The sequence below is a fragment of the Micromonospora sp. LA-10 genome (genome assembly GCF_051853095.1).
GTDB lineage: Bacteria > Actinomycetota > Actinomycetes > Mycobacteriales > Micromonosporaceae > Micromonospora > Micromonospora echinospora_A.
This window is the reverse complement of sequence record NZ_CP195710.1, coordinates 1026562-1039936: the sequence shown is the minus strand read 5'-3', so window position 1 is coordinate 1039936 and position 13375 is coordinate 1026562. Positions and strand designations below refer to the sequence as shown.

Here is a 13375-nt window from a genome sequence, read left to right as displayed (position 1 = left end):
CATGACTGAGCAAACGCACACCGTTCCGCCCGATGTCGAGTACCACAGGGTGCTGGCCGGGGAGAGACGTCGTATCGGTCGTGGGATCCTCGCGATCGTGCTTCTGATCGGCGGGATGACGCTGTCCGGCGTCGCTCTCAGCCTGATGGCGGCGTTCGTGGATGCCGCCGTCGACACCGACGGCCGCACTGAGTGGACGCCTCTGATGCACACCGCCGGCATGGTTTCCGTCGCACTGATCATCCCGTGGAGCATGCTCATCCAGCGGTGGCTCTACGGCGTGAGAGGCCCGTCGCTGCACTCGGTGATCTCGCGGTTTCGGTTCGACGTCTTCGGGCGCGCGCTGCTTCTGATCACCCCCGCGTGGGTTGCCGTCATGGCGTTCCACTACTGGGTGCCGTTGCCGCAGACCGAATGGAGTTACACCGACGTCCTGTGGATACTCCTCGCCACGCTCCTGCTCACGCCCCTGCAGGCCGCGGGTGAGGAATACGGGTTCCGTGGGCTCATCTTCCGCGTCGCCGGTGGCTGGACGCGCGGAGCGCGGGCGGGCCTCGCCGTCGGTGTGCTGGTATCCAGCGTCGCCTTCGCGGTCGTCCACCTGTCGACCGACATCTGGCTGAATCTCTGGTACCTGATCTTCGGCATCGGGCTCACGCTCATCACCTGGCGCAGCGGGGGTATCGAGATCGCAGTGGTGCTACACGCGGGGTACAACACCCTGTCCTTCGTGTTCGATGCTGCGCTGCGCACCGATATCGCCAATGTCGTGACGGATCGCGCAGCGGGCGCCGCGACGATCGGAGTCCTCGTTCCCAGCGCGGTTGTCGTCATCACCGCCTTGGTGGTCTGGGTGCGCACCCGGCGCAGCGGCCCCACGCGAACACCGCACTCGGCGGCCGTTCGATCCGCGTCCGCGCTCTCGAGGGCCGCAGCTCGCGGGTAGCCGAAGATGGCCCTCGTGACGTTCTCGTGGGACGGTTTCGACCCTGATCAACAGCGCACGCCGTACCCCGTCCAGGTTTCCGAGTTGCGGGAGACACGGAAACCGAAGGTCGGGGTACGGCGTGCGGGAGTGCCACGGAGTCGGTCCTACGGAGGGCTCGGCCAGCGCACCTGAGCAAGGCCGTACGTGGCAGGGCCCCTTGCCGGCAAGGGGCCCTGCCACGTAGCTCAGTCGAGTAGTTCGGTCACGGTGCCGGCGGCCACGGTACGGCCGCCCTCCCGGACGGCGAAGCCGAGCCCGACATCCATCGCGATCGGCCTGCCAAGCTCCACCGACAGGTCGACGGTGTCACCGGGCAGGACCATCGTCAGATCACCGAGGTCTACCGACCCGACCACGTCGGTGGTGCGGAAGTAGAACTGCGGCCGGTAGTTGGCGAGAAACGGCGTGTGGCGCCCGCCCTCGGCGGTGGTCAGCGCATAGAGCCTGGCCCGGAACCGCTGGTGCGGCGTGACGCTGCCCGGCAGTGCTACCACCTGGCCCCGCTGCACCTGGTCGCGCTTGATCCCGCGCAGCAGCACGGCGGCGTTGTCCCCGGCCTCGGCGGTCGCCAGCGACTTGCCGAACGTTTCCAGCCCAGTTGCCACAGTGGACAGCGTTGGGCTGAGACCGACCACCTCGACCGGGTCGCCGACACGGAGCACGCCACGCTCGACAGCGCCGGTCACCACTGTCCCCCGTCCGGAGATCGTCAGCACGTTCTCGATCGGCATGAGGAACGGCTCGCCGAGTTCGCGGGGTGGCACCGGGACGTACCGGTCGACCGCGTCGAGCAGCTCCATGACGGAGGAAACCCAGCGTGGGTCGCCCTCGAGGGCCCGCAGCGCCGACACCCGTACGACGGGCACCTCGTCGCCGGGGAACCCGTACTCGGACACCAACTCCCGCATCTCGAGTTCAACCAGGTCGAGAAGTTCCGGGTCTTCGACGGCGTCGGCCTTGTTCATCGCCACCACCAGGTAGGGCACGCCGACCCGCTGAGCGAGCAGCACGTGCTCGCGGGTCTGCGGCATCGCCCCGTCAAGCGCGGAGACAACCAGGATCGCGCCATCGACCTGCGCCACTCCTGTGATCATGTTCTTGACGAAGTCGGCGTGGCCGGGCATGTCCACATGAGCGTAGTGCCGGGTCTCGGTCTCGTACTCGACATGGGCGATGTTGATGGTGATGCCGCGCGCCGCTTCCTCCGGGGCCCGGTCGATGCCGTCGAAGGACACGAACCGGTTGACGACGGGGTCGCGGTCGGCGAGGACCTTGGTGATGGCGGCCGTCAGGGTCGTCTTGCCGTGGTCGACGTGACCCATCGTGCCGATGTTGAGGTGCGGCTTCGCGCGCACGAATTGGCTCTTGGCCATGATGAGCTCCACACTGGAGACGAATTGGCGGACGACGAACGCGGGCGGATGCCACTCCGCGAAGAACCGCGCCAGAACCGCATGTCACGGCGCGCTCACCAGCGCGCCGGATCACCGGGCCACCCTCCTCCGTGGTTCTGCCGGAGCGGGAGGAGGGTCAGCCTCGGGTATCAGCCAGCCATGCGCACACGTCGGCGGCAGCCGGCAGGTGGAAACCTGCGGGCCGCACAGAGCCGATGGTGCCGAACATGGCGATCACGCTAGCTCTGAACCTCTGGAGGGGCGACTGATATTCCCGGCCCGTCCCCAGCACCTAGTACGTGCCGTCCAACTGCCCGCGCAGCTTGGTCAGCGCCCGGGCCAGCAGCCGGGACACGTGCGGCTGGGGCACGCCGATCTGCTCGGCGATCTGCGACTGGGTCAGGTTGCCGTAGAAGCGCAGGGTGAGGATCCGCTGCTCGCATTCGGTGAGCGTGGCCAGCGCAGGGCCCAAGGCGACCCGCAGTTCGGACAGCTCGAACTCGCTGTCCGCACCGCCGAGCATGTCATCCGACTCGGTGGCCCGGTCGCCGTCGCCGGTTGAGGTGGACACCGCGTCGTACGCGCGGGCGCCCTCCAGGCCCTCCAGGACCTCCTCCTCGGTGATGCTGAGGTGGACGGCGACGTCGGCCACCGTCGGCGAACGGCCCAGGGCCTGCAGCAGTGAACTGTTGGCGTCGAAGATGGCCAGCCGCAACTCCTGAAGACGGCACGGCGCCTGGACGTCCCAGGTGCGGTCGCGGAGATGCCGCTTGGGCTCCCCGATGGCGACCGGGTCGGTGGGCGGGCGCGGGTCGGGCTTCCGGGCGGCACACGGTCTGGTCCGCTGCTCGCTGATCGTGTGCGCGGTCATTGGTGATCCTCCCTGCACGCTCGTAGCGGAGAAGAGACGCGGGACGTCGTAGCGCGCCTGACGAGCGCCATGTCGGTAGGTGTCGGCGCACGGAACTTGCCCCCATCCGCGACGAACTCGGCACCATGCCTTCGTAGATGGCCAGCGAACAGCGGGCACACCGGAACGACTGTGACACCCGTGCGAATGCTGTCCGCGAGCACTTCGCGGACCAGCAGCCCGGCCAGGCCCCGTCCAAGGAACTTCTGGTCTACTTCGGTGTGAAAAACGACTCTCTCACCATCCACCCCGGGAGAGTCGACGAAGTCGGCCCGACCGAGCGGTGATCCCTCGGCGAGGCTGATGGTGTAGGTACCGATCGGGAGGGTTTGATTGAGCCTTACCGTTACGAGTGCTCCGGTTCTGTCACGGATTTCTCGAATCATTCGGCGTCCTTTCCAGATACTGATGACGTCCGTGCTGGCCGCTCCCCGGCCACGATGCGTCGACGATCTGCTCGGTAGCCGAGCCTCCGTGCGGAAGGACGCACCGCGCTCCGGTCTGTGGGGCTCCTGCCGAACACGCGCACCGTGCCTACCGACGCCGTCCGGTGGCCCTCGATGACCGCCGGCGTGGAGGAGGCGTTGACGGCGCGGAGCTCGCTGTAGGCGAGCTTCGGTTCGTCGACTTCGATGGCACATCGGATGGGCATCGCGGATCCTTTCGTCTCGACACAAGGCTTCCGCCACTGGCGGCACCTCGGCATCGGTAAAAGCCCCTTAGCCGGCACCGTCAGCGCGCTCGGTTGCAAGCGAACTGGTCGCTGTCTGTCCGAGCAGCCTGGTTGGGGGCGGCTGGCGCGCGGTTGACCAGCGGCGAAAGCGGCGTGCTCGAGGTCTGCCTCGACCTGCGGCATGCGAATCGTCAATCCGACGGCGTTGAGGACGCGGCCCTGTAGGGACGGTCAGCATGGTCAGACAAGCGGATTCGCATCGGTGACAACCACCTACTCCGACTCACCTCAGGGTGAGAGGGGCAGTGGCTCAGCTCGTGGGCCGCCGTGCAGAGCACGTGACCATCGAGCATGTTCCGCCCTGAGAAACAAGCCCTGGAGAGGGCTCGACAAGAGGCTGTCGTGGGTTCAAGTCCCTCGTGTTGGTGGTCTTTGCGGTCAGGCGCCGGCGAGGGTGAGTAGTCGCTCCATCTCGGCCACGGGAAGCGCCGCCGCCGCCGCGTGCGCCACCCATTCGCTCGAATCCGCGAGTAAGCGCGACGCGCCATCGCGGTCGAGCTGGCCCGGCGGCTGGAGGAGGCCGGGGTGGACCTGCGCCGGCTGGTGGTCGGCGGCCACTTTCCGGCGCCCCGGCTGCCCGGCCGGGCAGCCCGCTGGTTCCGCCGGGTCTTCCCGATGGAACGGTGGACCTCGAAGCGGCACGCGCTGGAGATGCTGCGCGCGATGGGCTTCTTCACCGACGTGCTGGACCAGCGGGAGAAGGACTTCCTGATGGGCGTCTTCCTCAGCGACACCCGCATCGGCGAGGAGTACTACACCGACGTCTACGCCAACCCGCCCGCCCGCCGCCTCGGTGCGCCGATCGTCTGCGTGGTGGGCACCGGCGACCGCACCACCGAGCTGTACGAGGAGCGCTACCGGGGGTGGACCTACTTCGCCGACGACGTCTCCCTGCGCACCATCGACGGCGCCGGGCACTACTTCCAGAAGCACCAGCCGGGCGAACTGGTCGACATCATCCTCACCGAGCCCGAGCCCGAGCCCGAGCCCGAGCCCGAGCCCGAGCCCGAGCCCGAGCCCGAGCCCGAGCCCGAGCCCGAGCCCGAGCCCGAGCCCGAGCCCGAGCCCGCCCTGGCCGCCTCGGTCGAGCCGGCCGGACCGGCGACGGCGCCCCCACGCCGGGCACGACCCGCGGCGCCGTCACCCCGGGACGGGCGGGCGGCCCCGGCCGGCCCGGGACGGGGTGACCTGCGCACCTTCCTCCTGGTCGCCTCCGGGCAGCTGATCTCCCTGGTCGGCACCGGCCTGACCAACTTCGCCGTGTCGCTCTGGGTCTACCAGCGCACCGGCTCGATCTCCTGGTTCGCGCTGGCTGCGATGCTGGCGCTGCTGCCCGCGGCGGTGCTCGCCCCGGTGGCCGGGGCGGTGGCCGACCGGTTCGACCGGCGGCTGGTCATGATCGGCGCGGACTGCCTCGCCGCCACCGGCACGGTCACCCTGGCCGGACTGCTCTGGCTGGACCGGTTGCAGATCTGGCACGTCTTCGCCGCGGTCACGGTCAGCGCAGTCGCCACCGCCTTCCAACAGCCCGCGTACCTGGCGGCGGTGACCCAGCTGGTGCCGAAGCGGTACTACGGCCGGGCCAACGGCATCGTGTCGCTCGGCAGTGCCACCGGCACCGTTCTCGCCCCGCTGCTCGGCGGCGCGCTGGTGGTCGCCGTCGGGCTGCGCGGGGTGGTCCTGATCGACCTGGTGAGCTTCCTGGTCGCGGTGGGCATCACGCTCTCCGTACGCTTCCCGGCGACCATGTTCAAGCGCCGTGAGGAGTCCTTCGGCCGGGAGCTGCTCGGCGGCTGGCGGTTCGTGTCCCGGCGGCACGGCCTGCTCTCGCTCATCCTGCTCGCCGCGGCGCTGAACTACTTCTTCGCCGTGGTGGAGGTGCTGGCCACCCCGCTGACCCTCGCCCTCGGCGACCCGTCGGTGCTCGGCATGGTGCTCGCCGCCAGCGGTATCGGCATGCTGCTGGCAGCGTGCTGATGGGGGTATGGGGCGGCACGTCGCGGCGGACCACCGGGGTGCTGGTCGGAATCCTGCTGCTGGGCGTGGCGATGATCGTGGCGGGGCTGCGGCCGAACCCGGTTTTCCCGGCCATCGGCCTGTTCGGTCTCGGCCTGACCTCGGCGCTGGTCAACACCCACCTGCTGGCGCTGGTGCAGGCCAAGGTCGGGCTGGAGCTGCAGGGGCGGGTGCTCGCCACCAACCTGATGCTCACCTGGCTGATGGTCCCGGTCGGCTTTCCTCACCGCCGCGCCGCTGGCCGAGCGGGTCTTCACCCCTCTGGTCTCCGGCACCGGGCCGGTCGCCGACCTGGCGGCCGTCCTGGTCGGCCACGGCCCGGGACGGGGCACCGCGCTCACCGCGGTGGCTGCCGACCTGTGCAGCCTGCTGCTGGCCGCCGTCGGCTGGTCGTACGGGCCGATCCGGCGGCTGGAGGACGAGCTGCCCGACGCCGACCCGGGAACGGTCATCGTGGCGGACAAGGATCGCATCCAGGACGAGGCCGACCGCCGGCTGGCCGAACTGGCCGACGCCGGCCACGGCTGACCGCGCACCGAGCCCGGCCCCGCCCTGGCGTCAAGATCAACCGACGGTCCATGATGGGGTGGCACGCTCCATCGACCGGCCGTGGCACGTGTCCGGTCGGACCGGTCAGTAGCGACCGATGCTGTCCAGCGGGCACATCACGATGCGCGGCTGGGCCGCCGGGTCGAGCCACCGGAGTACGCCGACCAGGTCGGCGTGCGACAGGCTGACGCAGCCGGCGGTCGGGCCCGAGGGCGTCGTGCTGAACTCGTGCAGGAAGATCCCGCTGCCTGCGTTCGGCACCGGCTTCGGCACGTTCGGCGCCATGTTGTAGGTGACCACCGCGAAGTGCGTGTAGGCCGGCTTCTCCTTCCACAGCGCCTCGCTGTAACCGCCAGGGCTGGTGGCCGTGTGCCGGAACGTGTTGTAGGTGGACGAGTTCGGGTTCTCGTCCCACCAGTCGTCGGTGACGACCTGGTGGTACGGATATCTCACGCCCGGGTTCGCGGCGATGCCGTACATCGTCGGGCCGAACGCGTAGACCCCCGTGGGCGTGGTCGGGACGCCCTCGACGTGGTTGTCGCTGAAGAACTGGGAGCCGATCCGCGCGGACAGCGCCCCCGAGACCGCGGTCCAGAGGCCGTCGGTCTTCGCGAACGTCTCCAGTGTGGCGTAGCTGGTATTCCAACTCGCCGCGGTCACCACGACAACCTGCTGCGTGGTGGCCGGCAGGGTGCGCAGACCGCTTGCCTTGTTGCTCGGCGTCCAGGTGCGGGGTCGTGGACGTGGGGGGTCGGTGGTGGCGTCGGGAGACGCCGCCGCTGCCGGCGTCGCGCCGGAGACGACGACGGGCGCGGCGATGCCGGCCGCCGCCCCGACGATCAGGGATCTGCGTCGCATGCGGCAGATCCTCCCACCCGGCGCGCCGTTCCGATGTCCCGCGCGAACCGACCGGCCGCCGGTCGCCCGGTTTCGTGGCCGGACCGGCAGGGGTAGAGGTGCACCGCCCGCCAGCAGACCCTGAGGAGACAACCATGTCGGTACAAGCGTTTCTCTACCTTGTCGCGGTCATCCTGCTCGCGCTCGCCGCGTTGCCCTTCCGTACCCGGGGCGTCTCGCTCGCCCTGCTCGGAGCGGCGTGCGCCCTGCTGGCCTACGCCTGGCCGGTGATCACCGGTTAGGCGAAGGGTGAGTGATGAGTCATCGGTGGCCCTTGACGCCTGGTGGCGCGCCCGGGGAGCACCCTCGGCACGGACGGGTGGCCGCGCCGGGGCCGAGGGCGGCGACCAACGAACGGGGTGGGCCGGCGACCGAGGTCGCCGGCCCACGGCGTCGGGTCAGGGAGTGGTGAGGTCGAAGCGGTTGACGGTGACCGAACCGCCGAGCGACGACGTGGCGTAGTTGAAGATGCCGTACCGGTAGCCCATGAAGACCGGCCAGTCGTTGTTCAACGTGTACGCCGGCCCGAGCGAGGTGAAGGTGACCCCGTCGGTGCTGTAGGAGAACCTTGCCTGCCTGCCTGCCTGCCTGCCTGCCGGCCGGCGCCGGGTCTGACGTCCGCGTTGACACGCAGCCAGATCCGGCCGCCGGACCGCCGCGCTTGCCCGTTCGGTGCCGGTGCTGGTGGTGTTCCAGTTGCTGTCCATGGCGAGGCCGTCGACCATCGAGACCCGCGTCTGGCCGCCGTCGCGGCGGACGCCGATCCAGGCGGAGAGATGTCTCAGCATGGCCAGGCCGGACCGGTAACCGTCACGCATTGTCGAGTAGTCCAGTTGGATCGTGGCGGTCGACGTCGGTCCCTGGATCCGGGACGCGTTTGCCGGTGTTCGCCGTGCCCTGCACGATGCCGTCGATCCGCCAGCCGGGGTGCCCCTCGTGGTCGTGGTCGCCCAGGCTCGCCGGCCCGTTGTACTGCGAGCCAACGAGGTCGACCCGGTAACCTCCGCCGGTCAGCCGCTGCCACAGGCCGATCCGGTAACCACCCGGCACCTGGGTAACCTCGGTGATCGAGTCGCCCAGCGGAATGACCCGTACGCCTCCGTTGGACTCGGCGCCCGCCGGCGCGGCGACGGCTGAGTCCGTAGACCGCGCCCTGCGTGTAGTTCCGAGTCGAGCGGCTCGTCCCGCCGGTCTCGGCGGATCGACGAGACGAGCGCCGGTCACCACCCGGACGTCAGCGCAAGCCCCACGTCTGGTCGGACCGGCGGTTGCCGCAGTCCCAGATGGTCAACCGGGGTGCCGTCCGCCGTGAAGCATCGGTGCGGGCCGTCCACGTCGTGTTTTATAGGCGGCACTGCGTCGTGGCGTCTGTGCGGGCACCGTCCGGAGCGGTGGTCATCTGCTCCTAGAATGCGCCGATGGATGCTCAATTCGCGGCTAACGCCGCGGCCACCGCCGCGATCTTCGGAGTCTTCGGGATCGTCTGGTTCGGCTGGGCGCAGGAGGCACCGCCCAGGGCGTGGCGTCCGTGGCTCGCTATCGGTTCGGTGTTGTCCCTGGTCGCAGCGATCATCGGTGGCATCGTCACCGCACGCACCTGGGACGAGGGCAGTTCCGTGGACGAGAGGACGGGGCCGGTCTTCGGGGTGATCGTCCTGATCGAGGTGGTCCTCTGTGCCGTCGGCGCGATCTGGCTCCGGCGGGCCGGCCGCACGTCCCTGGTTCCGGTCTGGATCGCCCTGATCGTCGGCTTGCACTTCTTCCCCCTGGCACCGCTTCTGGGGTATCCGGCCCTCGCGATCTGGGCCGCGCTCGTCACCCTGGTCGCGCTCGTCAGCGTCGCTGTCGCCCGACGGTGCGACTTCACCCCCAGCGCCGTCGTCGGTGCCGGCACGGGCGTGGCCCTCCTGGCCGGAGCGGCGACCGCACTGGTGCACGCGCTCACCTAGGGGTACTGCCGGAGTCGCTCGTGCAACTCCATGCTCATCTTTGGGGCATCGCCCGCTTCATACGCCTCCACAGAGGGCACTCACGCCGCAGGCTTCCAGGTCCGACTCGGATCCCGAGGACGCAATGCCATTGGGCGGTATGAGCTAGCCGTCGCGCGCTGTACAGGCACTTCTGTGTGCTGCTCCTCGGCGGGGCCGAGGAGCAGCACGCAGCTGGACTTGCTTGAGCCTCAGAGTCGCGCCGAGCACCATCGGCGGTGGGGCAACGGGTCGTGTGGCCCCACCGACACGACCCCCACGCCTGCGGCCAGCGAGTAGCGAATGGGTAGGGCGTACGGTTCCGTTGCCGGCGGATGCTCTGCTGATGGGGGAGCGGGGCGCGGTGGACTGGCGACGCACTTTCGGCCCCCGTTTACCCCTCGAATGATTGACAAGCAGTGACAATTGGCGATCGGCCTCTGGCCACGTCTGCGCAGCTCAACGCCTACTTCTGAAGTGAAGTAACCCCTAATGGCCGGACACAGTGTCCGGTCGCAGGGGGTCACTTCAAAGGTGCCAGCGGCGCAGCCCGCTCGGCTATGAGCGGGCGTCGGTGGAAGGCGCGCATGAGCACGGTTCGATCACTGCTGACCGGTTTCCTCGCCGGTCACCTTGTCCTCGGAGCCGACGGACGGGGCCGTGCCGTCGCGGAGGTCGTGGGCGGCGCCGGGCACGGCGAACTCCAGCAGCCGGGCGCCTTCGGCCTCGATCTCGGCGCGCTCGATGGCGGTCAGCGGCCGGAACGGGTCGATCTCCAGAGTCGCTGACGCCTTGCCTGGATGGAGCTTCCAGGTGCCCGTCACCTGCCCGTCCACGAGGAAGGTGGCACGCATCCCGTTGCGCGTCATGACCCGTTTGCGGGCCTCCTCTGAGATCACGCGGGTGCGGTCGGTATGGGAGGCCAGAAGGTTGTCGTATTCGGGCAGGAAGCGAACCGGCGCGCGGGCGTCGGCGTCGGGGCGTGGCGCATCCGGGAGGTCGAACAGCTCCACCCCGTGCTCGTCGCGGAAGACCGCCAGCCGTGGCCGCAGCCTCTCCAGGACGGGCCGCAGCCGGGTTCGGCCGGCCCACGTCTGCACGTCGGCGACCGACGCCGGGCCGAACGCGGCGAGGTAGCGCAGCACGATGTGTTCGGAGTCGGCGGCGGAGGCGGGCTCGGCTCCGGTCCAGCAGGCCGCCGTCGCGTACCGGGTGGTGCCGCCGACGCCCCAGACGGCGCGTGGCGGCACCTGCACCAGCGGTACCAGGTTCCGCACCACGGTGGCGAGTGCGCGGGGCTCGCGATCGGGCCACCGCTCGTGCAGCGCCGCGCCGAGTTCCTTGGGGGTGAGGTGTCGTGCGCCGAGCAGTGCCCGGCCCGACTCCGCCACGGCCGCACCGTCCAGACCGGTCAGGATCGTCTTGAACGCGGTGTCCAGCTCGCGGTCGAGCGCGGGCTGCGCCCATGGCCGCAACGAGCGGTAGTCCGCCGTGGTGACCAGGTGGACGGTGCTGCGCATCAGCGCGACCCGCACCAGGCGGCGCTTGGTCAGCGCGTCCGTCAGGTCGGCAGTGCCGAACTTCCGCAATCTGCTCCAGAGCCCGAAGTAGGGCGCGTAGGGCGCCTGCGCCTGCATGCCGACCAGCCGGGTGACCGCCTCCTCGGCGGTCGCGTCGGCCCGTTCCAGCAGCATCTGACGGGCCAGCAGGGCTCGCCCCAGCTCCCGTCGCCGCAGCACCTGTGCCACCGTGCCGTCCTTTCCATCGTATGGCAGGGGCGGCGGAAGCCGCCCTTGCCTCGTCGATCAGCCGCCGAAGTCGGCCCGGTGATCCGCGGCCCACCGAGCGTAGGTACGCGCGGGGTGCCCGGTGATCTGCTCGATGACGGCGTTGACCGGCGCAGGCCTGCCGACCGCCTGCGCCATGAGACCGAACAGCGCCGCCAGGAACTCGGGGTCCATGAACTGGCTCATCTGCTCCAGCACGGGCTCCGGGTCGAGGTCCTCGACGGTGAGCGGGCGCCCCAACGTCTCGCCGAGGATGCGGACCTGCTGCGCCTGGGTCAGCGACTCGGGGCCGGTCAGGTCGTAGGCCCGCCCCGCTTGCCCGCCGCCGGTCAGGATCCGCGCGGCCACCTCGGCGACGTCCCTCTCGTGCGCGGCGCTGAACGCGGCTTCGGCGTACGGCGCGCGAATGACGTCACCGCCCTGGAGCTGCATCGCGAACGTCAACGAGTTGATGGCGGGGAAGAGTAGCCGCAGGAACGTCCACTCGATCCCAGATGCCTCGATGGCCTGCTCGACGTCGCGGTGGTACTGGGCGATTACGTCGGGCTGCCGCTCGGCGCCCGGGACGATCGCCCCCGAGGACAGGAACACCAGCCGCCGCACCCCGGCTCGCCCCGCGGCCGCCAGTAGCGGAGCGACATCCATCCCGTACTGCAGAACCAGGAAGGCGGCTTCGACGCCGGCCAGCGCCGCTGGCAGCGTCTCGGGCTTGGTCAGATCGCCCTGGACGACGTCGACTTCCGCCGGGAGCCCGGCCTGTTCCGGGGTACGGGTCAGCGCCCGTACCGGCGCACCCGCGGCGACCAGCTCTTCTACTGCCTGACGTCCGAACTGAGCCGTGGCACCAATGACGAGATACATGAGGGTCTCCCTTCGTGTGAAGACTGAGGGGTCTGATGGGGTCCGCCTACAACCGGCGGCGGATCAGCGAACCTTGCGGAAGAACTGCTGGATGTCGTGGACGAGCAGATCGGGCGCGTCGTGGGCGGCGAAGTGGCTGCCCCGGTCGTAGACGTTCCAGGAGACGATGTTTTCGTGGTCGCGGTCGGCGAACGTCCGGATCGACTGGTAGTCCCAGGCGAAGTTGGCCAGGCCGAGGGGCACGGTGGTCGGTTTCGGCACGGTGGTGCCCCGGCCGTTCGACTTCTGCTGTACGGGGGCCGCCGCCGCGTCCTCGTAGTAGAACCGGGCGGCTGAGGCGGCTGTGTTGGTCAGCCAGTAGATCATCACGTTCGTGAGCACGTAGTCCGGGTCGAGCGAAGCGCCGAGCAACTGCGCGTTCCAGCCCAGCAGGCCGGCCGGGGAGTCGGCTAGAGCGTGCGCCAGATTCTGCGGCTCGGTGGACTGGAGCTTGTCGTACGCGCCCCGGTTCTGGGTGAACCACTCGGCGAACGCGAGCTTGCCGCGCTCCTCCTCGGAGAGGCCGGCCAGTTCGGCGGGGTCGCCCGACGGGAACGAGAAGACCTGTGTCACGTGCACGCCGCAGACGTGCTCAGGAGCGATCCGGCCCACCTCGGGCGAGATCAGCGATCCGCCGTCGTTGCCGGCCGCGCCGTACCGGTCGTAGCCGAGCCGCTGCATCAGCTCGGCCCAGGCCCGGGCCACCCGGTACCGGTCCCAGCCGCGCTCCCGGGTCGACCCGGAGAAGCCGAAACCCGGCACCGACGGAATGACCAGGTGGAACGCGTCCGCCGGGTCGCCGCCGTGCGTTCGTGGCTCGGTGAGCGGGCCGATCACATCCAGCCACTCGACCACCGAGGTCGGCCAACCGTGGGTCAGTATCAGCGGCGTCGCGTCCGGCTCCGGCGACCGCACGTGCAGGAAGTGGATGTTCTGGCCGTCGATCTCGGTGGTGAACTGCGGGTACGCGTTCAGCCTCGCCTCCCAGGCCCGCCAGTCGTACCCGGTGCGCCACCGCTCGACCAGCTGCCTCACGTAGCCCACCGGGACGCCGTACTCCCAACCGGGCGGCACCGGACCAGCCGGCGCCGACTCGTCCGCGGGCAGTTCCTCCGCCCACCGAGTGCGGGCCAGCCGCTGCTGGAGATCGTCGAGCTCGGCCTGGGGGATGTCGATCCGGAACGGTGCGATCGTGCTGTCGTTCGTCATGGTCATCAGCGTAGGAGGAGATTAG

The 13375-nt window shown here is 69.7% G+C and carries 12 protein-coding genes and 2 pseudogenes; 5 read left to right on the top strand and 9 right to left on the bottom strand.

Annotation, left to right across the window (positions count from 1 at the left end):
- Window position 1: 1 nt before the first annotated feature.
- Window positions 2–946 (top strand): CPBP family intramembrane glutamic endopeptidase, encoded by a 945-nt coding sequence (locus ACSDG8_RS04970; protein WP_210890718.1) that lies wholly within the window; start codon window positions 2–4, stop codon window positions 944–946.
- A gap of 227 nt (window positions 947–1173) precedes the next feature.
- Here the strand turns inward: ACSDG8_RS04970 and tuf are convergent, their stop codons facing one another.
- From tuf to ACSDG8_RS04955, 3 genes and pseudogenes are all read right to left on the bottom strand, one after another.
- On the bottom strand, window positions 1174–2361 hold the full coding sequence (tuf, locus tag ACSDG8_RS04965) for an elongation factor Tu (RefSeq protein ID WP_210890720.1): 1188 nt from the start codon (window positions 2359–2361) through the stop codon (window positions 1174–1176).
- A gap of 313 nt (window positions 2362–2674) precedes the next feature.
- Window positions 2675–3175 (bottom strand): annotated as a pseudogene (locus ACSDG8_RS04960) (sigma-70 family RNA polymerase sigma factor); the annotation flags it as partial.
- A gap of 74 nt (window positions 3176–3249) precedes the next feature.
- Window positions 3250–3678 carry a GNAT family N-acetyltransferase gene (locus tag ACSDG8_RS04955; RefSeq protein WP_247677896.1) on the bottom strand — a complete coding sequence of 143 codons (429 nt, stop codon included), beginning with the start codon at window positions 3676–3678 and terminating at the stop codon, window positions 3250–3252.
- A gap of 872 nt (window positions 3679–4550) precedes the next feature.
- Between ACSDG8_RS04955 and ACSDG8_RS04950 the strand changes: the two genes are divergently transcribed.
- Together ACSDG8_RS04950 and ACSDG8_RS04945 are read left to right on the top strand one after the other, a co-directional pair.
- Window positions 4551–6002, top strand: a complete 1452-nt coding sequence (locus ACSDG8_RS04950) for an MFS transporter (protein ID WP_439427694.1) — start codon at window positions 4551–4553, stop codon at window positions 6000–6002.
- A gap of 384 nt (window positions 6003–6386) precedes the next feature.
- Window positions 6387–6569, top strand: coding sequence for a hypothetical protein (locus ACSDG8_RS04945; protein WP_439427693.1), 183 nt, complete (start codon window positions 6387–6389; stop codon window positions 6567–6569).
- A 105-nt stretch (window positions 6570–6674) separates the two neighbouring features.
- Here the strand turns inward: ACSDG8_RS04945 and ACSDG8_RS04940 are convergent, their stop codons facing one another.
- Window positions 6675–7448, bottom strand: a complete 774-nt coding sequence (locus ACSDG8_RS04940) for a L,D-transpeptidase family protein (protein WP_439427692.1) — start codon at window positions 7446–7448, stop codon at window positions 6675–6677.
- 134 nt (window positions 7449–7582) lie between these two features.
- Between ACSDG8_RS04940 and ACSDG8_RS04935 the strand changes: the two genes are divergently transcribed.
- Window positions 7583–7729 (top strand): hypothetical protein, encoded by a 147-nt coding sequence (locus ACSDG8_RS04935; RefSeq protein WP_192900242.1) that lies wholly within the window; start codon window positions 7583–7585, stop codon window positions 7727–7729.
- 156 nt (window positions 7730–7885) lie between these two features.
- Here the strand turns inward: ACSDG8_RS04935 and ACSDG8_RS04930 are convergent, their stop codons facing one another.
- Window positions 7886–8305, bottom strand: a complete 420-nt coding sequence (locus ACSDG8_RS04930; RefSeq protein ID WP_439427691.1) for a hypothetical protein — start codon at window positions 8303–8305, stop codon at window positions 7886–7888.
- Between the two features lie 85 nt (window positions 8306–8390).
- A pseudogene (locus tag ACSDG8_RS04925) lies at window positions 8391–8711 on the bottom strand (GDSL family lipase); the annotation flags it as partial.
- 194 nt (window positions 8712–8905) lie between these two features.
- Between ACSDG8_RS04925 and ACSDG8_RS04920 the strand changes: the two are divergent.
- Window positions 8906–9436, top strand: coding sequence for a hypothetical protein (locus ACSDG8_RS04920; protein ID WP_210890728.1), 531 nt, complete (start codon window positions 8906–8908; stop codon window positions 9434–9436).
- A 620-nt stretch (window positions 9437–10056) separates the two neighbouring features.
- Here the strand turns inward: ACSDG8_RS04920 and ACSDG8_RS04915 are convergent.
- From ACSDG8_RS04915 to ACSDG8_RS04905, 3 genes are all read right to left on the bottom strand, one after another.
- Window positions 10057–11202: a winged helix DNA-binding domain-containing protein gene (locus tag ACSDG8_RS04915; protein WP_439427690.1), complete on the bottom strand. Its 1146-nt coding sequence runs from the start codon at window positions 11200–11202 to the stop codon at window positions 10057–10059.
- Window positions 11203–11259: 57 nt separating this feature from the next.
- Window positions 11260–12102 (bottom strand): NAD(P)H-binding protein, encoded by an 843-nt coding sequence (locus ACSDG8_RS04910; protein ID WP_439427689.1) that lies wholly within the window; start codon window positions 12100–12102, stop codon window positions 11260–11262.
- Between the two features lie 63 nt (window positions 12103–12165).
- A complete protein-coding gene (locus ACSDG8_RS04905; RefSeq protein WP_210890731.1) occupies window positions 12166–13350 on the bottom strand; it encodes an epoxide hydrolase family protein in 1185 nt (394 codons plus the stop codon).
- Between the last annotated feature and the right edge of the window lie 25 nt (window positions 13351–13375).

Bases quoted from the DNA above. Each gene is read 5' to 3' on its own strand.
- ACSDG8_RS04970 (WP_210890718.1), top strand. From the start codon at position 2: ATGACTGAGCAAACGCACACCGTTCCGCCCGATGTCGAGTACCACAGG.
- ACSDG8_RS04955 (WP_247677896.1), bottom strand. From the start codon at position 3,678: ATGATTCGAGAAATCCGTGACAGAACCGGAGCACTCGTAACGGTAAGG.
- tuf (WP_210890720.1), bottom strand. From the start codon at position 2,361: ATGGCCAAGAGCCAATTCGTGCGCGCGAAGCCGCACCTCAACATCGGC.
- ACSDG8_RS04935 (WP_192900242.1), top strand. From the start codon at position 7,583: ATGTCGGTACAAGCGTTTCTCTACCTTGTCGCGGTCATCCTGCTCGCG.
- ACSDG8_RS04930 (WP_439427691.1), bottom strand. From the start codon at position 8,305: ATGCGTGACGGTTACCGGTCCGGCCTGGCCATGCTGAGACATCTCTCC.
- ACSDG8_RS04910 (WP_439427689.1), bottom strand. From the start codon at position 12,102: ATGTATCTCGTCATTGGTGCCACGGCTCAGTTCGGACGTCAGGCAGTA.
- ACSDG8_RS04905 (WP_210890731.1), bottom strand. From the start codon at position 13,350: ATGACGAACGACAGCACGATCGCACCGTTCCGGATCGACATCCCCCAG.
- ACSDG8_RS04940 (WP_439427692.1), bottom strand. From the start codon at position 7,448: ATGCGACGCAGATCCCTGATCGTCGGGGCGGCGGCCGGCATCGCCGCG.
- ACSDG8_RS04920 (WP_210890728.1), top strand. From the start codon at position 8,906: ATGGATGCTCAATTCGCGGCTAACGCCGCGGCCACCGCCGCGATCTTC.